This is a genomic window from Anaerophaga thermohalophila str. Valhall (assembly GCF_000250735.1).
Taxonomy (GTDB): Bacteria; Bacteroidota; Bacteroidia; order Bacteroidales; family Marinilabiliaceae; genus Anaerophaga; species Anaerophaga thermohalophila_A.
In genome coordinates this window covers 1-21,202 of sequence record NZ_AHZV01000101.1, presented here as the reverse complement: position 1 = coordinate 21,202, position 21,202 = coordinate 1, and the positions used below count along the sequence as shown (strand labels likewise).

Sequence of the window (21,202 nt, the reverse complement as noted above, 5' to 3'; positions counted from 1 at the left end):
AAAATACAATTTTTTATTGAGTAAATTGTGCCTTCTGGTTTTGACAAAAATCATTGGTTCGAATTATAAAAAATTAGTTCTTTTATAATTTATAAGTTTGGCCTTGGCAAAGCTTTTTTGCCATTGCTAAGGCTCAATAAGTTTGTGTGATGAAGTTAATGCAATAGGAATAAAAAATATACCCAAATATATCGATATGAGTCAATTTAAAGACCGGCACATCGGGCCCGATTCCGAAGAAGTGAACCTGATGCTTGAAAAAATTGGTGTTTCTTCACTTGATGAATTGATTTACGAAGCGGTTCCTGACGGAATACGAATGAAAAGTGAACTAAACCTTTCTCCTGCTCTTTCCGAACAGGAATACCTTCAGCGAATCAGGGGAATAGCTGCAAAGAATAAAGTTTTCAGGACATACATCGGCATGGGTTATTATAATACCTTTACTCCGCCGGTTATTATCCGCAATGTGCTGGAAAATCCAGTCTGGTATACTTCATATACGCCTTATCAGGCTGAAATTTCGCAGGGACGACTTGAGGCACTGTTGAATTTCCAGGCCATGGTGACCGAATTAACAGGTATGGAACTGGCCAATGCGTCTCTTTTGGATGAGGCTACAGCTGCTGCCGAAGCCATGATCATGATGTTTAATTCCCGTAGCCGGGCACAATTAAAATCAAGTGTGGATACCTGTTTGGTTGACTCACGTATATGGCCCCAAACCAGGGCAGTTTTGGAAACAAGATCTGCACCATTAGGTATAAAGCTGCAATTTTCGGAAGTTGAAAAAGAAAAATATGATCCCGCGAAACATTTTGGCGCTATTGTCCAATATCCGGATGCTAATGGTGAAATAAACGATTACCGGTCTTTCGCAGACGAAGTACACAGGGGAGAGGGGAAAATAGCTGTCGCCACCGACCTGCTTGCCTTAACGTTAATAACACCTCCGGGCGAGTGGGGTGCTGATATTGTTTTCGGTTCTTCTCAGCGTTTTGGTGTACCTCTTTATTATGGAGGGCCACACGCTGCTTTTTTTGCTGCTAAAGAAGCGTACAAACGGAGTATTCCTGGACGAATTATTGGGGTTTCCAAAGATGCAACGGGACGTCCCGCCCTCAGAATGGCTTTGCAAACAAGAGAACAGCATATAAAAAGGGAAAGGGCAACTTCCAATATTTGCACCGCCCAGGCGCTTTTAGCTACAATGGCCGGCTTTTATGCCGTATGGCACGGACCTGAAGGATTAAAAGAAATTGCCAATAACATACATTCTCTTGCAGTGAAGTTGAGAGATGCTCTTGAAGCAAAAGGCTTTAAATCTTTAAATACCACATTTTTTGATACCCTCAGGTTTAGGTTACCGAAAAAACTGGGGATTGAAGGAATCAGGGAAAAGCTGCTTTCGAGAAAGATCAATATTCGTTATTTTGAACAGGATCAAACCCTGATTGGAATGAGTTTGGATGAAACCACTTCGGAGAGCGATGTTCAGGATTTGGTTGACATACTTACAGGCATGGCTGACGAAACGAGTGTCAACATTGAAGAATTCAGTAGTGCCCGTGTTATTCCTCAAAGTCTGGAGCGGAAATCTGTTTTTATGGAACAGGAAGTGTTTAAAAAATATCGTTCCGAAACAGAAATGATGCGTTACATCAAGAGGCTTGAGCGAAAGGATATATCTCTGGCACATTCAATGATATCACTTGGTTCGTGCACCATGAAGTTGAATGCAGCCTCGGAACTGTTTTCACTCACCTGGCCTGAATTTACCTCCGTACATCCTTTTGTCCCCATTGATCAGGCCCTGGGATATCACGAAATGATGGATGAATTGCGTGCCGATTTGATAGAAATAACGGGGTTGGCCGATGTCAGCCTGCAGCCCAATTCGGGCGCTGCCGGTGAATACGCCGGCCTGATGGTGATCAGGGCTTATCACCAATCATGCAACGAAGGACACAGAAACGTGGCGCTCATACCTTCGTCAGCCCACGGAACAAATCCTGCCAGTGCTGTTATGGCTGGTATGGAGGTGGTCGTTGTCAAATGCGATGACCATGGAAATATCGATATTGCCGATTTAAAGGAGAAGGCTGAAAAACACAGTGACAATCTGGCCTGCATTATGGTTACCTATCCCTCCACCCATGGTGTTTTTGAGTCATCCATTCTCGAAGTCTGTAACATCATTCATGAAAACGGCGGACAGGTATATATGGACGGGGCCAACATGAATGCCCAGGTGGGAATAACAAGTCCCGGGATTATCGGTGCCGATGTTTGCCATCTTAACCTTCATAAAACATTTGCCATTCCTCACGGAGGCGGAGGCCCGGGGGTCGGACCAATTGCTGTGGCTTCTCATCTGGCAGAATTTCTGCCCGGCCATAGTGTAATTGATAACATGCGGGAAGGTATTTCTGCTGTGGCGGCTGCTCCCTGGGGAAGTCCGGGTATATTGCCCATCACTTACGGCTACATTAAAATGATGGGAGCCGAGGGACTAACCTATGCAACGAAGATTGCCATACTGAATGCCAACTATCTGGCCTGCGAGCTCAAAGATGATTACGGAATTCTTTATTCGGGCGAAAACGGCAGGGTTGGCCACGAAATGATTCTGGAATGTCGACGGCTTAAATCCAATACAGGCGTTTCGGAAATTGATATTGCCAAACGTTTGATCGATTACGGATACCATGCTCCCACTGTTTCGTTCCCCGTTCATGGTACACTGATGATAGAACCGACCGAAAGTGAATCAAAAGAGGAGATGGATCGTTTTGTGGATGCACTTAAGGCAATATATGCAGAGATTAAAGAAATTGAGGCCGGAATTGCTGATCCGGAAGATAATGTACTGAAGAACGCCCCTCATCCCGATTATGTTGTGGTTTCAGATGCCTGGGAGAAACCCTATGGAAGAGGAAAGGCCGCTTTTCCACTGGGATGGGTTAAAGAAAACAAGTTTTGGCCTGCTGTTGCCCGTATTGACGATGCATGGGGAGACAGAAATCTGGTTTGCACCTGCGAGCCATTAGAAAACTATGAAGAAGAGTAGTCTTTGATATGAAGAAAGCTTTTAAACCCCTGGAGTCGGTTTTGGTGAAGCCTGCGGGGCCCGATTGTAATCTGGGATGTAAGTATTGCTTTTATCTCGAAAAATCAGAGCTTTATCCTGAAACTACCATGCACAGGATGAGCGATAGGGTTTTGGAGGAGTTGGTAAAGCAAATGATGGAACAGTCGGGACAAAATGTCTCTTTTGCATGGCAGGGGGGAGAGCCGACACTTATGGGGCTCGACTTTTTCAAAAAGGCGATACATTACGAACAACTATACGGCAAAGGGAAAGTTGTTGGTAACGGGCTTCAGACCAACGGTATTTTATTGGATAAAGAATGGGCAGTTTTTTTGAAGCAATACGATTTCCTGGTAGGACTTTCAATTGACGGACCACAGCATGTACACGACCGTTACCGGCTTACGCAAAACGAAAAACCCTCATGGGAAAAGGTTATGCAGAGTGCCGGACTTTTACTCAAACGGGATGTTGCAGTAAATGCCATGTGTTGTGTTACCAGCTATTCAGCCGATTTTGCAGAAGAAATTTATGAGTTCTATAAGCAGACAGGCTTTTCGTGGATGCAGTTTATTCCCATTGTAGAAACTGATAAAGTGAATCCGCGCAAAGCCGCTGATTTTTCAGTTACACCGGAGCAATATGGAAAGTTTCTCATCGATATTTTTGATCTTTGGCTAAGTGATTTTCAAGACGGACAGCCCTCTACCAATGTTCGTTTTATCGATTCTGTTTTTCATACTTATGTAGGATTAGATGCTCCGGAATGTACGTTTCGCAAGGAGTGTGGCATATATGTTACGGTGGAGCATAATGGTGATGTTTATTCCTGCGATTTCTTTGTAGAACCAAAATGGAAACTTGGCAATATTATGAATGACCGTCTGATTGATATGCTGAATTCTCCGAAGCAAACAAAATTCGGTCAGATGAAAAGCCAGTTGCCCCGAAAATGCCGGACATGTCCCTGGTATAAACATTGTTATGGCGGATGTACCAAAGATCGAATTAAGGATCCACGAGATAGTGCGATGCCCCGCTTTTGCAAATCAACGATTATGTTCATGGAACATGCTGACCCTGTATTTAAGGAACTTGCCCGACAATGGAAGCAGCAGCAGGAAGATATTTCCAAAGGATCAGTGCCGGGCGACAGCTATAATGCTTTTAAGGATTTTACGGGATAACCGGATAGCCACAGATTACAGGGAAATATTTACACTGTGGTAATCTGTGGCTGTTTTTCTGAATGGAGAATCAGTTCCTCAGATCAGTTTTTTAACTTCTTCCATGGCTTTGTCATAGTCCGGTTCGTTGGTTACCTCGGGAACGTATTCGACATATTTAATTTTGTTGTCTTTGCCAATGATGACAGTTCCCCTTGCCAACAGACGGAATTCCTCCATTACAAAACCATATTTGGTTCCGAAATCCAAATCCTTATGATCCGAAAGCGTTACAATGTTATTCAGTCCCTCGGCTGCACAGAATCTTTTTTGCGCAAAAGGAAGGTCGCATGAGATAGAAAGCACTACTACATTATTGAGTTTCTCAGCTTCCTGGTTAAATCTCCGGTTTTGCGCTGCACAAACACTTGTATCGATGGAAGGATAGACAGCAATGACCTTCACTTTTCCATCAAAATCTGTAAGATGAACCGGTTTAAGGTCGTTCCCTGTTACGGTAAATTCAGGAGCACTTTCTCCCGGTTTTGGTTCTCTTCCCACCAGAGTCACCGGGTTGCCTGCAAATGTAACTTTTGAATTGTTCTTTTCCATGGTACTCATTTTTTGTTGGTTATCAATTGACGAGCACGGCCTGAAAATCATCTTTGTTGCCAAAAGCCTTGATTTTGACAAAAATATGCTTTTATACCGCACTCATTGAACACTCTTTAACTTAAAAAGAGAAAATATTCAGGTTAAAGGGCTGTCGCTACAAGGAAATATTGACATTTAAGAATACCAATTCGCCTTGTATTTCCTGATATTTATTGGATCCGGCCAGCAATGTCTTTTTTTAACAAAATAGTTGTACCAAATGTTTTCAAATTCCTGGTTTTTATAATTTGTTACTAAAAGTATATGAATAGGGGTTGTATTGTCAAAAAACCTTTTATCTTCCAAATAAATCTGTCAAAAATTAACTGTATGTCAAAAAAATGCTGTTAAATGTTTATGTGATATGGCGAAAATGGGGGTATGGTTAAGAATTTGTAAAATTAAGGAGTTTTGGGTCGCAAAATTTGGCAGGTGTTCGAAACAGGATTATGTTTGCAATGTGTTCTTACAAAAAGACACATTAATCAAATGTTTCACTTAAAACTTTTAAATTATGAAAGCAAAAAAGTTTTTATCAGTAGCTGCACTTTTAGTGCTTATGGCAGCGGTGGTTACTCCGGTATCTGCCAAAGGAAAGATAAAGGTTTATCCTTATCTTGATACCAATTATGCGCTTATTTCGGCGCTGAATGAAGAGTTGGTGGATTTTGCCGTAGAGATTAAAACGTCTGAAGGTGATTTGGTTTACACCAGCGGGAAAGTTGGCAACACGGCTCATTTCAATAAACTGTTCGATTTTTCCGAATTGAGCGATGGAAAATATATTGCGGTACTGAAGAGCAGCAACAAAACTTTCCTGGAAGATGAGTTTACTGTTGCCGGTGGCAAACTTTTAACCAAAAAGGCAGAGAGTAATGCCGAAGCAATGGCTGCCAAAGTCTGGGCAAAGAACAACTTTTTGTTTGTGAGCTACCTGAACAAGTCTTTCGACAACTACAAACTGAAATTGAAAGACGAACGCGGCAATGTTTTGTTCGAATCATCTTTACCTAAAGAGCTGACTTACTCCGGAAAATTCGATTTGTCCGCCCTTCCGGCCGGCACCTATTATGTAAGTTTGATTTCAGGTAAAAATGAGAGTAGTTATGCAATCAGAAAGTAATCAGAGTGACATTAGCCACCAAAAGCTAAAAAGTTTTTATCAGTTTTCGGGTGTATCTTTAAAATGTTAAGATACACCCGATTTTTTTTGCCGCTCTATGGCATCTTCGATGATTTCGGTCATTACTTCCTGCATGCTCATTCGCATGGCTTCTACCTGTTGCGGAATAAAGCTTGTAGGAGTCATCCCCGGAGTAGTGTTGACCTCAAGCAGAAATATCTTTTTGTCAGTAATAATATAATCCATTCTCACAATTCCTTTGCAGTTGAGAATATCGTATATCAAAGAAGTGATCTTTTGAATTTTTTCAGTGAGTTCATCAGATATGCGTGCCGGGGTAATTTCGATGGCCTTTTCGGCGTTGTACTTAGCTTCAAAATCGAAAAATTCATTTTTGCTGATAACTTCTGTTAACGGCATCACCACATCTTTGCTTAGTGTTTTATATATGCCGCATGTAACTTCCGTGCCTTTCATGAAAGTTTCCACAAGTGCTTCATCACTTTCATCAAAAGCCTTTTCAATAGCCGGCTCGAGTTCTTCGAACGATTTCACTTTTGTAATACCGAAGCTTGACCCGCCGGCATTGGGTTTTACAAAGCATGGAAGTCCGATTTTTTCTTTGATATCTTCGGCATTGTATTCCCGTCCTTTTCTGAGCAAGACCGAATCGGCAACAGCAACACCGAAGCCTTTAAGGTAGGTATTACAGGTGAATTTATTGAAAGTGAGTGCGGCCGGAAGTACATCGCAGGTTGTGTGCGGAATATTCATCATTTTTAAATAGCCCTGTAACAAACCATCCTCACCAGGTGTCCCATGTATTGTAATATAAAGACAATCGAAGGTCAATTTCTTACCGTTTATGCTAAAAGTGAAATCATTCCTGTTAATCGGAAATTCTTTGTTTTCGCTTACCACCACCCATTTTTTCCGGGTGAGCAATACCTGGAAAACATTATATTTCCGGCGATCAATGAACGAAAGGATGCCTTCGGCACTTTTGCGGCTTACAACAATTTCTGAAGAGTATCCACCATATACTATTCCGATATTTTTCATGCACTTCACCTGTTTGTTTTATGTGGTTCTTTCGTATCTAATTGTTTCCCACTTTCAGCATCAAAGAACACTGAAAGTAGAATTCCCTCACTCTGCTCCATGCCCTAAGCCCCATGTTACCATCCTTCCCTTCTACCTTTCCACCTTTCTCCCATTATTCCATGCTCCATGCTCTCTGCCCCATGCCCCTGGCCCTCTGCCTTATTCCTAACTCCTACTCCTAACTACTGACTAAGTTATTCTCTTCCTGCAGTATAATGCCGCCATTTTTCTATTACCCGGATCATATCATCGGGCAAAGGGCTGTCGAAGGCCATGGTCTTTCCTGTAGCGGGATGCTCAAATGTCAGTGTTTTTGCATGAAGTGCCTGTCGGGGAAGAATTGCAAAGCAGTTTTTTACAAATTGCTTGTACTTTGTAAAGGTCGTTCCCTTTAAAATCTGATCTCCGCCATATCGTTCGTCATTGAACAAAGTATGACCAATGTGCTTCAGATGGACCCTGATTTGATGGGTTCGGCCGGTTTCGAGTTTACACTCGAGTAATGTTACATAACCCAGTCGTTCTAAAACCCTGTAGTGTGTTACAGCCGGTTTCCCCTGTGAGTTGTCGCTGAATACCGTCATTTGCTTCCTGTCGCGAAGGCTTCGACCGATATTTCCTTCTATGGTTCCCTCGTCATTTTTAACATTCCCCCAGACAATGGCGTGATAGGTTCGTCCGGTAGTTTTGTTAAAGAACTGCCTGCCCAGGTGGGTTTTCGCATTTTCGGTTTTTGCAATCACCAGAAGGCCGGAGGTGTCTTTATCTATTCTGTGAACGAGTCCCGGGCGGGGATCGTTACTCTGAAACCATGGATGGTCTTTCAGGTGCCAGGCAAGGGCATTAACAAGTGTTCCTGTATAATTACCAAAGCCGGGATGTACAACCATTCCCGGAGCTTTGTTGACAACAATCAGATGCTCATCTTCGTAAACAATGTTTAAAGGGATGTCTTCGGGAATTATTTCTATTTCTCTGGGGGGCCAGGTCATTTCTATGGTGATGATATCTCCGGGTTTTACTTTGTAATTGGCTTTCACCGGATTACCATTGACCAGAATACTTCCGGCATTTGCTGCCTCCTGAATTTTATTCCGTGAGGCATTTTCAATGCGGTTAACCAGAAATTTGTCAATTCTTAACGGACTCTGCCCGGAATCGGCTACAAAACGGTAATGCTCGTAAAGCTGACCGGGTTTATTCGTTTCCTCACCTGCGTCAATGATCTCCTCCAGTTCATCTGTTTCATCATAATCAAAATGCTCTTCATTCATCAAGTAAAAAATTAGTCTAAGTTATTGGTCTGATGGAACTCGCATGATTGGGTTTATATATGTTCTCTTGTGAAACACCTTGTCATGCTCGTTTCATCCGTATAAAATTTATTTATTAAGATCGAATGGAACTCGCATGCAAGAACTTATACATGTTTTTTTTGTTGGCAAACTTTGCCATGCTCGTTTCATTAGTATAAAATTTATTTTTCAAGGCCTAATGGAACTCGAATGTATGATTTATACATAATTCTTGTTGTGAGAAACCCAGTTTTATTCAGTTCATCTTACATCTTAATATCTAAAAATCTAATAATCTATTATGCCATGCTCGTTTCATTTGGTGCAGAGATCAAAAGAATTTTTCTTCTTCATTATCAAATTGGTCATCGTCATCCGGCAAATCTTCATATATTTCTGTTTCAATGGTGTCGGTAACGACAGAGTCGGGCATAATATATGAAGAATCGGTAGAGAGCCAGATATCGATTGAAGCCCCAAGCCTGAGCTGGTTACCTGGTAAACTTTCGGGGCGCTGTTTCCATACGAAAGCATTCAGTGTGTCCTCCTTTGACACAACGGTAGAATCGTAAATACAGGCTCCGATATTAAGTGAAAGGTTTTGGCTGGATTCTTTGGCTTCTTCGTGTGTGAGTCCCGTCAGGTCAGGGACAGCAGTAGTTTGGTTGCTCAGCCCTTTGCCAACAATCAGATCAATGGAAGATCCTTTTTCAAGTGGTGTTCCCGGTTCAATAGGCTTTCCTTTGTAGTGTTGACCCAGTACCAGGTTGGTGTATTCAGAGGGAACATAAATGAGGTTTCCCACTTTCAGTCCGAACGATTCAAGCAATACTCTTGCATTACGTACGCTGTAATCAATGACATCGGGAGCCTGCACTTTTTCCGAAGTCCATGAGTTTATGGTAAAAAATATTTTCCGGTTTTTCTTAATCAGGTCTCCAGCGGCAGGAGTTTGCTCAACAACTATGCCGGGAGGGGCATCATCAATATAAACAGAATCAATGATGTCATATCTGAGCTCATTCTTCTCAACCAGATTTTTGAATTGTTGTTCTGTCAGCCCTGTGAAATCAGGAGTTTCAAAACCTTCACCATGGCGCGTGTATAGATTCAGTCCCCAGAAAACAAGTACAATGGTGAGAATGCCGGCCAGCACCACAATTCCCAGGTGTTTGGCGAATTCTTTGCTGAATATGATTTTAATAAATGACATCTTATTGTTTTTTTGAATGTCTTCAAAAATAACACAAAATCACCAAACAGAAGGAATGAATAGGAAGAATAGAAAAAATAAAGGGCCGTACGGCCCTTCATTGTATTTTTTCTTCGTACGAAGATGTCTTATTATGTGGTTTGATTACTGACAGCAGAATATTGCAAATGTCAATAATCCGGCATATCTAATGGTCTAATAATTATCATTAACTTTTGAGATTAATGATCCACTCTTATGCTTTATGTCTTCTTTCGCTACTAACGCTTAATTTTTTACGACCTTTAGCACGCCGTGAAGCCAACACGCGGCGTCCGGTGGCAGTAGACATTCTTGAGCGAAAGCCATGCTTGTTTCTTCTCTTGCGGTTTGATGGTTGAAATGTCCTTTTCATTAGTATAAAATTTTCTAAGTTATTGGTCTGATGCAACTCGCCCCGGGTAAATCGGGACTTGTTTCTTTACTGAAATTTTCCGGGCCCGTACAAAGGGTACCTTTGTTAATGCCTTATTCTCAGAAAATCGGAGTGCAAAAATACAAGTTTTTTTTGTCTTCCAAAAAATATCGATACAATTTTTGGTACATCTGTCTTTCAACAGGCTAAATATTATTTTGAGGTGCTGTGCGTTTTGTCTGTTTTTATAGGACTTTAACCCTCTAAATTCTAAAATTAGAACTTCTGATTTAAAGGCTAATAGCTTCCCCTCCCGCTACCCCTCTAACTCCTCTGAAGGGGAGAACCGGGCTGGCCCGCAATTTACAGTAAATTAAAACATGCGAATGGTACAATATTATTGCCCGGTCTAAAAAGCATCTTTGTTACCAAACTCTGTGTTGTTTTAAATTTTTAAATGCTCATTAATAATGAGTTAACTCCGGTGCTAAAATTTAAAACGCCTTGATTTTGACAAAAATATGCTTTTTATTTCGCACTCATATTATAGTAATTGCGCTGTGGTTTCCCTCTTTAGAGGGCCACGGGGTGAGTGATGAGGGAGAAAATAATCGAATGTTCCAAACCAGAACTTCTGACTTATTAGTGTCTGTCCATAAAGTGCCATTTACTGTGTTATGATCGTCCGAAAATTACTCATTTACGATGAGTAAACTCCGTATTTTCGGACTTCGCAAGCCTTGTAAATGACACTTTCTGAACAGACACACATACTGTAAAAATTCTTTGCGAGTTTATAGACGAGCTCTTATTAGCAAATTAAGATGTCGCAAATCAACCTTAAGTGGTAATTGATAATTGAAAAATCCGTGTAAATCTGTGACATCTGTGGTGCATTCTCAACCTCAGCCTCAATTTGCTTTGATATCGGGTTTCGAGTTTCAGATTTCGCGTTCCGGGTTTCAACCCCCTGACTAACCCCTATTGACTAACCCCTAATTTCCTAAACCGGCAGATGTATCAGTTTTTTAGTATCAAAAAAGGTTTCATCAAACCATTGGCTAAGATTTGCAGTGAATATTTTCTTTCTGAAAGGTGCAATTTCCATGTCAATGTTTCCGCCTTTAAGGTATAGTATACCGTTCGGCACTGCATTTTTTTGTTGTGAAGCGACCAGGTGCCGGGTCTGTTTTAGAAAATCGGGTAAATTGGTGACTGCTCTGCTGATGATGAAATCGAATTTGCCTTTATAATTTTCCGACCGGCTCTGTTCCGCTTCAGCATTCTGAAGATCGATTTCCTGAATGACCGCTTTTACAACTTTAATTTTCTTAGCAACTGAATCGAGCATGAGGAAATGAACTTTTGGGAAAAGAATACTCAGCGGAATTCCCGGAAAACCACCGCCGGTACCTACATCAATGATTTCAGAACCATCCGTAAAGGTCAGAAACTTTGCAATGGCAAGTGAATGCAAGACATGGTGCAGGTAGAAATTACCCATGTCCTTTCTTGAAATTACGTTGATTTTACTGTTCCAATCCTCGTATAGTGCCTTTAATGCGGCAAATTGCTCTTTTTGCAGAGGGGTGATGCCTGGAAAGTATTTCAGAATTATGTCCATACAATAGATTGTGGCAACCTTTTCTATGCTCGTTTCTTCAGTTTAATGCTTTTTCACTTCAGAATTCTTAAGCGTGTTAAAAAGCAGTTCCCGGGCACGAAAAAGCTGGGCTTTAACGGTTCCAAGCGGTAAATCAAGCTCTTCGGATATTTCTTCGTAAGAATATTCTTTAAAATAACGCAGTTCAATAAGGGTGCGGTAACGGGGTTTTAGCTTTTTGACGACAGTGCGCATTAAAACCACCTTTTGTTCCCGTATCATGAATTCTTCGGGGTCGGGTGTTTCATCTTTAAGGTGGACTTGTGGTTCGGAATCTTTTTCTTCCGAGCTATAACTTCCGTCTATGCTGATGTGGTTGTTGCGCTTCTTTCGGAGGTAATCGATACAATTGTTTGAGGCAATTTTGAAGAGCCAGGTGCTGAAGGCGTAGTTGGGGGAATACTGGCTCAGATTTTTGAAAGCTTTTCCGAATGCTTCGATGGTTAAATCTTCGGCATCGGTTTTATTATTTATCATTTTTAGCAACATAAAATAAATGGCGTCACGGTAGCGCGCCATAAGTTCGGCATACGCTTTCTGATCGCCCTTTACTGCTCTTTCAACCAATTCAAGGTCGTACCTTGCCTTGTCTGATAAGTTCGGATTTACTTCCATTCCTTTTTTTTGACCCTGCCAGATTTCCCAAATGAGCCATACAGAGCAGTATTGGCTGAATGAAATCGAACAATAATACTGCCCGGTAAATTTTTCCCATTCCGGTTTTCCCGGCTGCCATTTTCCAAAAAACAAATTTGAATAAAAACAATATTAATGAAAATGGTAATACAATTGGCGCAAAATTAGGAAAAAATATAAAATAAAAGGTTAGTGCCCAAAATATTTCCCTGGTCAGTGCTTCTGTAAAAAGAGCAGACCTGGTGCTCGTGGTGTATCTTCCCGAGGTAGTCAGATGTCTTTGTTTTTGTTCAAGCCACTTCCGAAAAGAAGACGGCGGGACACTCAACGTATGCGCTTCAGCATGGGTACATACCGCTGTATTGGTTTTCGTGGCTGCTTCCTGAACAAAAAGGTCGTCGTCTCCTGATGCAAGATAGATATGGCTTTTGAATCCTTTGTTTTTTTCGAAAAGGGTCTTTGTATAGGCAAGATTTCTGCCGGTTCCCATGTAAGGTTTTCCGCTCAGGGCAAATCCAAGGTACTGAATGGCAATGGTAAAAGTATCGTATCGCAGCCATAAGTTTGTCAGGCCTTTTGCTTTTTCGTAATTACCGATACCTAATACCAGCTCTTTGCCGGGGATGGTGAAGGATTCTGCCATTTTTCTGATCCACTGGTCTGATGCCGGTCGGCAATCGGCATCGGTTAGTATCAGATGTTCGAAATCGGCAGCTTTGATCCCCAGTGATAGTGGCAGCTTTTTGCCGTGGTAGAACTTTTTGTCGGGAGCTATAGTGGTATAATACAGGTGTTTATATTTTGCTTTTAATTTGGCAAGCACCAGATCAGAGTCGTCTTCCGAACCATCATTGACAACAACAACCTGATATTCGGGATAGTCCTGTTCGAGGATTGCGGGAAGAAAACGGTCGAGGTTTTCGGCTTCGTTACGTGCACTGATGACTACTGAAACCGGCGGAACATCCCCACTATGTGCTTCCTTTCGCTTATATAGCGCAATCGGCCGAATTCGGCGCATCAGAAAAAAGAACTGCCAAAGCCACACAAGAGCCATTATCGACAACAATATGATTTCGAAAGTATTTGGTTGTGGAATGCTCATAATCTCTTGCGATTAATTTCGGCCAAAAGTGCGATTTTTTTTGTTAGCTTACAACATAGAACGTAAAAACGGACAAGTCTTGTATCTTTGCACTTCGATTTTTAATTGTAAACAAATGCAATACAGTTTAGAGAAAACCGATCCGTTGTCATTAGCACGAGCCGGAGAAATCATTACCGGGCACGGTCGCATTCCAACCCCGGTTTTTATGCCGGTAGGAACTGTCGGGTCGGTAAAAGGCATACATGTAAAGGATTTGAAAGAGGAGGTCAGGGCGCATATCATACTTGGGAATACGTATCATTTATATCTCAGGCCCGGCTTGGAGGTTTTGCGTCAGGCAGGAGGGCTCCACCGTTTCAATAGCTGGGACCGTCCAATATTGACGGATAGCGGAGGGTTTCAGGTTTTTTCGTTGAGCGAGAAAAGGAAATTGTCGCATCAGGGGGCAGAATTCAGGTCGCATCTGGATGGCTCAAAGCATTTGTTTACACCGGAAAAGGTAGTTGATATTCAGCGAATTATCGGAGCCGATATAATGATGGCATTTGACGAATGTCCGCCTGGTGATGCCAATTATGACTATGCACTTCAGTCGATGGAGCTTACGCATAAATGGTTAAAAAGAGGGATTGAGCGTTTTGAAACTACCGATCCTCAATATGGGTATGAACAGGCATTTTTCCCGATTGTGCAGGGGGCAGGGTATCCGGATTTGCGAAAGCGTTCGGCCGAATTCATCGCGTCATTCGGGATGGATGGCAATGCCATAGGCGGGCTCGCTGTAGGAGAACCCGAGGAGGTTATGTATGAAATGATTGAAGTAGTCAACGATATTTTACCCGAAGACAAACCACGTTATCTGATGGGGGTTGGCACTCCGGTCAATATTCTTGAGGCTGTCAGCCGTGGTGTGGATATGTTCGATTGTGTAATGCCCACAAGAAACGGACGCAACGGAATGCTTTTTACCAGCGAGGGCATCATCAATATCAAAAATGAGAAATGGAAGACAGATTTTTCGCCCATCGACTCCGACGGACATTGTTTGTATGATACCCTTTATTCAAAAGCTTATCTTCGGCATTTGTTTGTTTCGCGTGAAATGCTGGGGCCGCAAATAGCTTCCATCCACAATCTTGCTTTTTATCATTGGCTGGTTTCCGAAGCCCGTCGACGTATTATTGAAGGCCGTTTTTCGACCTGGAAAGAAAAAATAATACAACAACTGGCAAGACGTTTGTAAGTAAAATAGAACAGACTTTTAGATAAAATTAACCCACCGGCAGAAGCAGAGGGCAGAGGGCAGAGAGCAGAGGGCGGAGAGTGGGAAATACGCTTACATAGGTCTTCAACCCTGGCAGATAAAGGCAGAAGGCAGAAGTATGGGCATGGGGCAGAGGGCATGGAGCATGAGGTAATGGTAGGAAGGTGAGAAGGCAGAAGGGCCGGATGGTAGCATGAAGCATAGGGGATGAGGGCATAGAGAACAGGACAGAAATTTAGAAATTTTGAGTAGATAGTGCGTGTCTGTACAAAAAGTGCCAGTTGCAAGCATAACACAGCAAATGGCATTTTATGGACAGACGCTAAATAATGTTTAATTTGCAGCAGGTTCCGGAATTGTAACAAAAAACCAAAAAAACGATTTACTTTGAAAAAGCTGGATTTTTATATACTGAAAAAATTTCTGGGAACTTTCTTTTTTGCGATAGTTCTTATTCTCAGCATATCCATAGTTTTTGATCTTGCAGAAAAAATTGATGATTTTCTGGAAACGAATGCTCCACTCGAGGCCATTGTTTTTGATTACTATCAGAATTTTATTCCCTATTTTGCCAATTTATTTACCCCTTTGTTTGTGTTTATCGCGGTCATCTTTTTTACTTCGAAGATGGCTTACCAGACTGAGATAATTGCCATTCTTTCCAGTGGTGTCAGTTTTAAAAGGTTGATGTATCCTTACTTTTTAGGTGCCGCTATTCTTACAGTTTTTTCCTATGTAATGGGGGGGTATATTATTCCTCCGGCCAACAGAGTTCGTATTGATTTTGAGAATACTTACATCAAGGAAATACATGAAACAGGAATGAGCAACATCCACATGCAAATTGAGCCGGGGCTTTTCATTTACATGCGCCGTTATTCCTCATTTCGCGAACGGGGGGACGATTTCAGCATGGAGAAGATTGAAGGGAAAGATTTGAAATTCAAGATCTCTGCCAAATCGGTTCAATACGACAGCACGGAGAACAAATGGATATTCAGAGATTATGTCAGGCGCGATTTTCCGAATAACGGAAAGATGGTACTTTCCGAAGGGGAGGAAATGGATACCGTGGTTAATATGAAACCGGCCGATTTTAAAGAAGAAAGGAAATTTTTTGAAACCATGACCAATCCTGAATTGGAAGACTACATTGAAGAACAGAGAGAAAGGGGAGTCGGTAATATTGAACCATATCTGATAGAAAGACACCGGCGTATCGCATCACCCTTTTCTGCTTTTATTCTTACGTTGATAGGCGTTTCACTTGCTTCACGAAAAACACGGGGCGGCATGGGATTTCACATAGGAATTGGTCTGGCACTTAGTTTTTCCTATATCTTATTTATGACGATATCTACAACTTTTGCTATCAACGGTAATTTATCGCCGATGATTGCTACCTGGTTGCCTAATTTTGTTTTTGCTGTAATTGGCATTATATTGTACTATAAAGCACCAAAGTAAATTAGAGTCTGTCCATAAAGTACCATTTACTGTGTTCCGCTCGTCCGAAAATTACACATTTACGATGAGTAAACTCCCTATTTTCGGACTTCGCAAGCCTTGTAAATGACACTTTCTGAACAGACACACATATTGTGAATATTTTTCCGGGTTTATGGACAAGCACAAATTAGCAACGGTCATTAATTGTCCATGCCCTGAATTGATTCTGCCCCGGCCCGCTGGGATGCCCCTTCTTATGATGGTTAAATTTCTTTAAATACGTTCTAAATTTAATTCTTGTAAATCAATATATTGTATGTGTGCAGTGTAAATTATTCAAATTTTCCTGCATCTCTTTAAGCTAAAATTAGTAAATATGCACCCTGATTTGGTCAGCAACATTCATTGTTTTATGTTGATTGACAGGTGATTAACCAAAATTTTTTAGTATGTCATTAAAAAAGTACATCCTTGACCTTCGAAAAAGGAGAGAAAAAGTACAGCAGGGTGGTGGTGAAAAGGCCATCGAGAAACAGACTGCAATGGGGAAAATGACTGCCCGTGAGCGCATTCTCGCCCTGCTGGATCAGGATTCTTTTACCGAGTATGACCTTTTTGTCGAACACGAAGCCCGCGATTTTGGGATGGACAAAAAGCAGTTGCATGGTGATGGAGTAATTATTGGTACCGGTACCATTTATGGTGCTCCGGTTTGCATTTTCGCCCAGGATTTTACCGTTGCAGGTGGTTCTCTCGGTTTGATGCATGCCCGTAAGATTACCAAGATTATGGACCATGCTCTGAAGATGAGGGTTCCGCTTATCGGTATTAATGATTCGGGTGGCGCACGTATTCAGGAAGGTGTTAATTCACTTGCCGGTTATGGTGAAATTTTCTACCGTAATACTATTGCCTCTGGTGTAATCCCTCAGATTTCAGTGATTCTCGGACCTTGTGCCGGAGGAGCTGTATATTCGCCGGCACTTACCGACTTTGTTTTCACTGTCGACAACATCAGTAAGATGTTTATTACCGGGCCGAGCGTTATTAAAGCTGTGTTAGGAGAAGAAATTTCGATGGAGGATCTTGGCGGGGCCCGTGTTCATGCCGAGATTACAGGGAATGCCCACTTTTTTGCCAACAGTGAAATGGAATGTTTCGATCAAATTAAGAAACTTATCACTTTTATTCCATGGAACAATAAACAAAAGGCAAAAGCATTTCCTCCCAGGCCTCCCAAATTCAAGACACCTATCGAGGATATTATTCCGGCCGACCCTAAAGAGCCTTATGATGTAAGAGATGTTATTAAGGCCATTGTTGACGATTCCGATTTTTTTTGAGATTCAGGAGCTGTTTGCCGCCAATATTGTCATCGGGTTTGGCCGTATGAACGGGGAGACGGTTGGTTTTGTAGCCAATCAGCCTTTGGTTCTTGCCGGCGTTCTGGATACCGATAGCTCCGATAAGGCTGCCCGCTTTATTCGCTACTGCGATGCCTTTAATATCCCTATTGTTACTTTGGAAGACATGCCAGGTTATCTGCCCGGTATTGATCAGGAGCATGCCGGTGTTATTCGTCACGGTGCCAAAGTGCTGTATGCCTACTCGGAAGCTACCGTGCCAAAAATAACCGTTATTCTGAGAAAAGCCTACGGAGGTGGTTATATCGCCATGAACTCACGCCACCTGCATGCCGACTTTGCCTTTGCCTGGCCAACTGCCGAAATTGCTGTTATGGGGCCCGAAGGAGCAGCGAATATCATCTTCAAAAAGGAAATTGAAGAAGCCGATGATCCCGATGCAATGCGTCAGCTTAAGGTACAGGAATACAAAGAAAAATTTGCCAATCCTTATGTAGCTGCTGCCAAAGGATATATCGACTCGGTGATCGAGCCCGATGAAACACGTCAAATGTTGTTACATGCTCTGGAAGTATCAGGCAGTAAAGTGGACTATCGTCCTGAGAAGAAGCACGGAATTCCACCATTTTAATTTTGCTTGTAAAAACAATAGATGAGTGTGGTATAAAAAGACATATTTTTGTCTAAATCAAGACGTTTTAAATTTTTGCACCGGAGTTAACCCGTTGTTAATGAGGGTGCAAAAATTTAAACAACAATGAATTTGGCAGTAAAGATGCTTTTTAGACCGCACTCATAGATCGTTAGATTATTAGATTAAGATACAAGATGGTTCGTATCCCGCTGAAAATCTGAATCTTATTAAAACAAACCCATTGGATATAACCAGTTGAATATAAGTCGCTTACAGTGTCTAACGAACTATATAGTGCGTGTCTATAAACTCGACAAAAAAATTTTTACAGTATGTGTGTCTGTTCAGAAAGTGCCAGTTGCAAGGCTTGCGAAGCCGCCAAAACCGGAGTTTACTACTCGTAAATGAGGATTTTGGCGGCGAGCGTAACACAGCAAATGGTACTTTATGGACAGACACTATATAAAAAAGTTTGACATAACAATGTTTCCTTTTTTAGTATTAAACACCCGGTTCCCGGGCATAATGAACTAAAAATGCATACACAATGAAGGACGATAATCAGGAATTGGTTGATTTTCAGATATTAAGTCTTAAGTATAAGACCAGATTGACCAGAAAGTTTAAAGAAAGAAAAAAGTACCAGGTGCCGGATCCTAAGGAAGTACGTTCCGTTATTCCCGGTACGGTTACCGATGTAAAAGTCAAAAAAGGCCAAAAGGTTAAGGAAGGAGAAGTTCTTCTTTTGCTGGAAGCCATGAAAATGGTGAATGAGATACATATGCCCTTCGATGGAAAAATTAAGAAAGTAAATGTGGAAAAAGGGCAGAAGATCCCCAAGAATTTTGTGATGGTTGAGATTGATTAGGGATATAAATAATGTCTGTCCATAAAGTCAATAGTCAGTTAAAAAAATCCTAAACGCAGAGACGCAATGACGCAAAGTTATTATTATGAGAGAGTTGTTGTTTTTATCATTGATTATGCAAACATTAATTATCAAACAACTGTAAAAGTTTAACGGAGTATTGTAAAGTACCATTTGCTGTGTTAGGCTTGACGCCAAACTACTCATTCCGAAGTAGTGCGTGTCTATAAACTTACAAAAAATTATTACAATCTGTGTGTCTGTTCAGAAAGTGCCAGTTGCAAGGCTTGCGAAGCCGCCAAAACCGAAGTTTACTAATCGTAAATGAGGATTTTGGCGGCGAGGGTAACGCAGCAAATGGTACTTTATGGACAGACACGAAGTAGCTTTATGAATCATTTTACAGCTTATATCTAGAATCTAACCATCTATTGATGGAACAACACTCTATTTATATTTTTTACAAATAACCTTATTTAGACAGTTTTCTTTTTTATATAAGGAAAAAAGCAGATAATTTTGCTTTTGAATAATCATCTAATCATTAAAAAGAAAGAAAAATGGCATACGTAATTAATGAAGATTGCATTGCTTGCGGTACCTGCATAGATGAGTGTCCTGTGGATGCTATTTCTGAAGGTGAAATCTATAAAATTGATCCTGAATTGTGTACCGACTGCGGTGCTTGTGCCGATGTCTGTCCTACCGAGGCCATACATCCGGCTTAAGGATTGTAAAAACATTTAATTATTACACGCTTAAGGGGCTGCCGGTATTTTTACAGGCGGCCCTCGTTTGTTTTGCTATTTTATATGTCCGTCTGTAACAGCAATGTCCAGATAAACATCGTTGCCTGATGTTGGAAGATTGCTTACAATTTGAAAGGGAAAAGCCACACCAGCCTTGAATGCTTTTGTTAACAAGGGAAGCGTTTTGTCGTAAAATCCGCCGCCACGCCCTAATCTGGCTCCATGCTTTGTAAATGCGAGGCCTGGGACTATGGCTATGTCAATTTCCTCGGGATTGGACAATATTTCTCCTGTAGGTTCCTGTATTCCAAAAGATGGTCCGGTTTTCATATTTTTTTCTCCGGTAAATTCACGAATTTCCAGTTGTTTGCCTTTTACCACCGGAAGAAAAATTCTTTTTTTCCCATGCCAGCGTTTTATGAAATCGTGTGTGAACACTTCATCGGGGAGCGACCAGTACACAAACACATTCTCAGCCTTTTGAAATTGCGGGAGCTTTTCAACCCCGGCCATTATATCGATGCTTATTTTCTTCAGTTCAACGCTGGTGTTATTTTTGTTTTTCCTGTTTTATTTTTTTGCGCAGATGGCTTTTTGCTTCCTTTATTTGGAGCTCATCATTAACCTCCTTTAGGGAATAAACGTCGAGGCGTCTGTCTGCAAATACCCGGTTAAAAGGTGTCATTTGCTTGTCAAGCGCATCCGACATATCTATGTTGGCGGTAAGAATGTCTTCTGCATCAGTATTTCCTTTGAAAAGATATTCCCCTTTAGGATTCACCAACACAGATTGTCCCGTGAAAGTAAGGTTCCTTTCTGTGCCCACACGATTGGCCGTTGCTACAAAAATACGATTGGTCAGTGCATATCCGGGGATAGCACTCTGACACCAGGGAAGCACAAGGTTTGAAGGATGGCAGATGATTTGGGCACCTTTCAGCGCCAGAATCCGCCAACTTTCGGGAAACATCCAGTCGAAACAAACTAAAATACCTATTTTCCCCAAGGGGGTTGAGAAAACCGGAAGTCCGGTATTACCCGGCTCGAAAATTTCTTTTTCACGATTGAAAAGGTGCAGCTTCCGGTAATGCCCTATAAGGCCTTCGTGGCTAATAAACACTGCACTGTTATATAGTTTGTCGCCATCGAGTTCATTAAAGCCCGAAACAAACCAGGCATTTAGTTTCGCTGCTTTTTCGGTAAGGTATCTGATAAAAAGACTCTCTCCCAGGGGTTCGGCACTTTGCCGGGCTTCCTCTTTTGAGGAGAAATTATACCCTGATGAAGCCAATTCGGGCAACACCCACAATTGGACCCCGGGAGCATTGTCCAGAAGTTGATCAATTTTTCTGATATTGGAAACTATGTCTCCAAAAACAGGGGCAAACTGAAGTATACCTGTGTTTATTTTGGAATTCATCGGCAAT

At 41.6% G+C, this 21,202-nt stretch carries 19 protein-coding genes; 9 read left to right on the top strand and 10 right to left on the bottom strand.

The features are described 5' to 3' along the window. The first annotated feature begins 196 nt into the window (after nt 1-196). On the top strand, nt 197-3,070 hold the full coding sequence (gcvP, locus tag OQ5_RS0105050; RefSeq protein ID WP_016776444.1) for an aminomethyl-transferring glycine dehydrogenase: 2,874 nt from the start codon (nt 197-199) through the stop codon (nt 3,068-3,070). Nucleotides 3,071-3,078: 8 nt separating this feature from the next. Next, the gene (locus OQ5_RS0105045; RefSeq protein ID WP_016776443.1) at nt 3,079-4,278 is read left to right on the top strand and encodes an anaerobic sulfatase maturase; all 1,200 of its coding nucleotides are present in this window, start codon (nt 3,079-3,081) and stop codon (nt 4,276-4,278) included. A gap of 78 nt (nt 4,279-4,356) precedes the next feature. On the opposite strand, the gene tpx is transcribed toward OQ5_RS0105045, so the two are convergent. Further along, complete coding sequence (gene tpx / locus OQ5_RS0105040; RefSeq protein WP_016776442.1) at nt 4,357-4,869, bottom strand: thiol peroxidase; 513 nt, start codon at nt 4,867-4,869, stop codon at nt 4,357-4,359. 556 nt (nt 4,870-5,425) lie between these two features. Between tpx and OQ5_RS0105030 the strand changes: the two genes are divergently transcribed. Beyond that, nucleotides 5,426-6,034, top strand: a complete 609-nt coding sequence (locus tag OQ5_RS0105030; protein ID WP_016776440.1) for a hypothetical protein — start codon at nt 5,426-5,428, stop codon at nt 6,032-6,034. A 66-nt stretch (nt 6,035-6,100) separates the two neighbouring features. Here OQ5_RS0105030 and OQ5_RS0105025 read toward each other — a convergent pair whose 3' ends face one another. The 7 genes from OQ5_RS0105025 to OQ5_RS20335 all read right to left on the bottom strand — a co-directional run bounded on the left by OQ5_RS0105025 (nt 6,101) and on the right by OQ5_RS20335 (nt 13,444). Next, nucleotides 6,101-7,096 (bottom strand): D-alanine--D-alanine ligase, encoded by a 996-nt coding sequence (locus OQ5_RS0105025; protein WP_016776439.1) that lies wholly within the window; start codon nt 7,094-7,096, stop codon nt 6,101-6,103. A 236-nt stretch (nt 7,097-7,332) separates the two neighbouring features. Beyond that, nucleotides 7,333-8,412, bottom strand: a complete 1,080-nt coding sequence (locus OQ5_RS0105020; RefSeq protein ID WP_016776438.1) for an RluA family pseudouridine synthase — start codon at nt 8,410-8,412, stop codon at nt 7,333-7,335. 352 nt (nt 8,413-8,764) lie between these two features. Continuing rightward, a complete protein-coding gene (locus tag OQ5_RS0105015; RefSeq protein ID WP_016776437.1) occupies nt 8,765-9,646 on the bottom strand; it encodes a PASTA domain-containing protein in 882 nt (293 codons plus the stop codon). A 235-nt stretch (nt 9,647-9,881) separates the two neighbouring features. Then, nucleotides 9,882-10,040 (bottom strand): 50S ribosomal protein L34, encoded by a 159-nt coding sequence (gene rpmH, locus OQ5_RS22330; protein WP_010421028.1) that lies wholly within the window; start codon nt 10,038-10,040, stop codon nt 9,882-9,884. 1,003 nt (nt 10,041-11,043) lie between these two features. Beyond that, nucleotides 11,044-11,664: a 16S rRNA (guanine(527)-N(7))-methyltransferase RsmG gene (gene rsmG, locus OQ5_RS0105010; RefSeq protein WP_016776436.1), complete on the bottom strand. Its 621-nt coding sequence runs from the start codon at nt 11,662-11,664 to the stop codon at nt 11,044-11,046. Between the two features lie 42 nt (nt 11,665-11,706). Then, nucleotides 11,707-12,318, bottom strand: a complete 612-nt coding sequence (locus OQ5_RS0105005; RefSeq protein ID WP_026055121.1) for an RNA polymerase sigma factor — start codon at nt 12,316-12,318, stop codon at nt 11,707-11,709. Further along, nucleotides 12,272-13,444 carry a glycosyltransferase gene (locus tag OQ5_RS20335; protein WP_044107568.1) on the bottom strand — a complete coding sequence of 391 codons (1,173 nt, stop codon included), beginning with the start codon at nt 13,442-13,444 and terminating at the stop codon, nt 12,272-12,274. Before OQ5_RS20335 ends, OQ5_RS0105005 begins: the two co-directional genes overlap by 47 nt. Before the next feature lie 115 nt (nt 13,445-13,559). On the opposite strand from OQ5_RS20335, the gene tgt reads away from it, so the two are divergent. From tgt to OQ5_RS0104975, 6 genes are all read left to right on the top strand, one after another. After that, nucleotides 13,560-14,690 (top strand): tRNA guanosine(34) transglycosylase Tgt, encoded by a 1,131-nt coding sequence (gene tgt / locus OQ5_RS0104995; RefSeq protein ID WP_016776433.1) that lies wholly within the window; start codon nt 13,560-13,562, stop codon nt 14,688-14,690. 408 nt (nt 14,691-15,098) lie between these two features. After that, nucleotides 15,099-16,178 (top strand): LptF/LptG family permease, encoded by a 1,080-nt coding sequence (locus OQ5_RS0104990; protein ID WP_016776432.1) that lies wholly within the window; start codon nt 15,099-15,101, stop codon nt 16,176-16,178. Between the two features lie 431 nt (nt 16,179-16,609). After that, entirely contained in the window at nt 16,610-17,503 is an 894-nt protein-coding gene (locus OQ5_RS24285; protein WP_255297393.1) for an acyl-CoA carboxylase subunit beta, read from the top strand. Then, complete coding sequence (locus OQ5_RS24280) at nt 17,481-18,155, top strand: acyl-CoA carboxylase subunit beta (RefSeq protein WP_255297392.1); 675 nt, start codon at nt 17,481-17,483, stop codon at nt 18,153-18,155. Before OQ5_RS24285 ends, OQ5_RS24280 begins: the two co-directional genes overlap by 23 nt. Before the next feature lie 550 nt (nt 18,156-18,705). Beyond that, nucleotides 18,706-19,026, top strand: coding sequence for a biotin/lipoyl-containing protein (locus OQ5_RS0104980; RefSeq protein WP_016776431.1), 321 nt, complete (start codon nt 18,706-18,708; stop codon nt 19,024-19,026). A gap of 560 nt (nt 19,027-19,586) precedes the next feature. Further along, nucleotides 19,587-19,754, top strand: a complete 168-nt coding sequence (locus tag OQ5_RS0104975) for a DUF362 domain-containing protein (protein WP_016776430.1) — start codon at nt 19,587-19,589, stop codon at nt 19,752-19,754. A 75-nt stretch (nt 19,755-19,829) separates the two neighbouring features. Here the strand turns inward: OQ5_RS0104975 and OQ5_RS24275 are convergent, their stop codons facing one another. Together OQ5_RS24275 and OQ5_RS24270 are read right to left on the bottom strand one after the other, a co-directional pair. Beyond that, entirely contained in the window at nt 19,830-20,288 is a 459-nt protein-coding gene (locus tag OQ5_RS24275; RefSeq protein WP_016776429.1) for a 5-formyltetrahydrofolate cyclo-ligase, read from the bottom strand. A gap of 37 nt (nt 20,289-20,325) precedes the next feature. After that, the coding region (locus OQ5_RS24270) for a nitrilase-related carbon-nitrogen hydrolase (protein ID WP_016776428.1) at nt 20,326-21,202 on the bottom strand (877 nt) is incomplete at its 5' end.

Bases quoted from the DNA above. Each gene is read 5' to 3' on its own strand.
- tpx (WP_016776442.1), bottom strand. From the start codon at position 4,869: ATGGAAAAGAACAATTCAAAAGTTACATTTGCAGGCAACCCGGTGACT.
- OQ5_RS24275 (WP_016776429.1), bottom strand. From the start codon at position 20,288: ATGGCCGGGGTTGAAAAGCTCCCGCAATTTCAAAAGGCTGAGAATGTG.
- gcvP (WP_016776444.1), top strand. From the start codon at position 197: ATGAGTCAATTTAAAGACCGGCACATCGGGCCCGATTCCGAAGAAGTG.
- OQ5_RS24285 (WP_255297393.1), top strand. From the start codon at position 16,610: ATGTCATTAAAAAAGTACATCCTTGACCTTCGAAAAAGGAGAGAAAAA.
- OQ5_RS0104980 (WP_016776431.1), top strand. From the start codon at position 18,706: ATGAAGGACGATAATCAGGAATTGGTTGATTTTCAGATATTAAGTCTT.
- rpmH (WP_010421028.1), bottom strand. From the start codon at position 10,040: ATGAAAAGGACATTTCAACCATCAAACCGCAAGAGAAGAAACAAGCAT.
- rsmG (WP_016776436.1), bottom strand. From the start codon at position 11,664: ATGGACATAATTCTGAAATACTTTCCAGGCATCACCCCTCTGCAAAAA.
- OQ5_RS0104975 (WP_016776430.1), top strand. From the start codon at position 19,587: ATGGCATACGTAATTAATGAAGATTGCATTGCTTGCGGTACCTGCATA.
- OQ5_RS0105030 (WP_016776440.1), top strand. From the start codon at position 5,426: ATGAAAGCAAAAAAGTTTTTATCAGTAGCTGCACTTTTAGTGCTTATG.
- tgt (WP_016776433.1), top strand. From the start codon at position 13,560: ATGCAATACAGTTTAGAGAAAACCGATCCGTTGTCATTAGCACGAGCC.
- OQ5_RS0105045 (WP_016776443.1), top strand. From the start codon at position 3,079: ATGAAGAAAGCTTTTAAACCCCTGGAGTCGGTTTTGGTGAAGCCTGCG.
- OQ5_RS0105005 (WP_026055121.1), bottom strand. From the start codon at position 12,318: ATGGAAGTAAATCCGAACTTATCAGACAAGGCAAGGTACGACCTTGAA.
- OQ5_RS0105025 (WP_016776439.1), bottom strand. From the start codon at position 7,096: ATGAAAAATATCGGAATAGTATATGGTGGATACTCTTCAGAAATTGTT.
- OQ5_RS20335 (WP_044107568.1), bottom strand. From the start codon at position 13,444: ATGAGCATTCCACAACCAAATACTTTCGAAATCATATTGTTGTCGATA.
- OQ5_RS0105020 (WP_016776438.1), bottom strand. From the start codon at position 8,412: ATGAATGAAGAGCATTTTGATTATGATGAAACAGATGAACTGGAGGAG.
- OQ5_RS0105015 (WP_016776437.1), bottom strand. From the start codon at position 9,646: ATGTCATTTATTAAAATCATATTCAGCAAAGAATTCGCCAAACACCTG.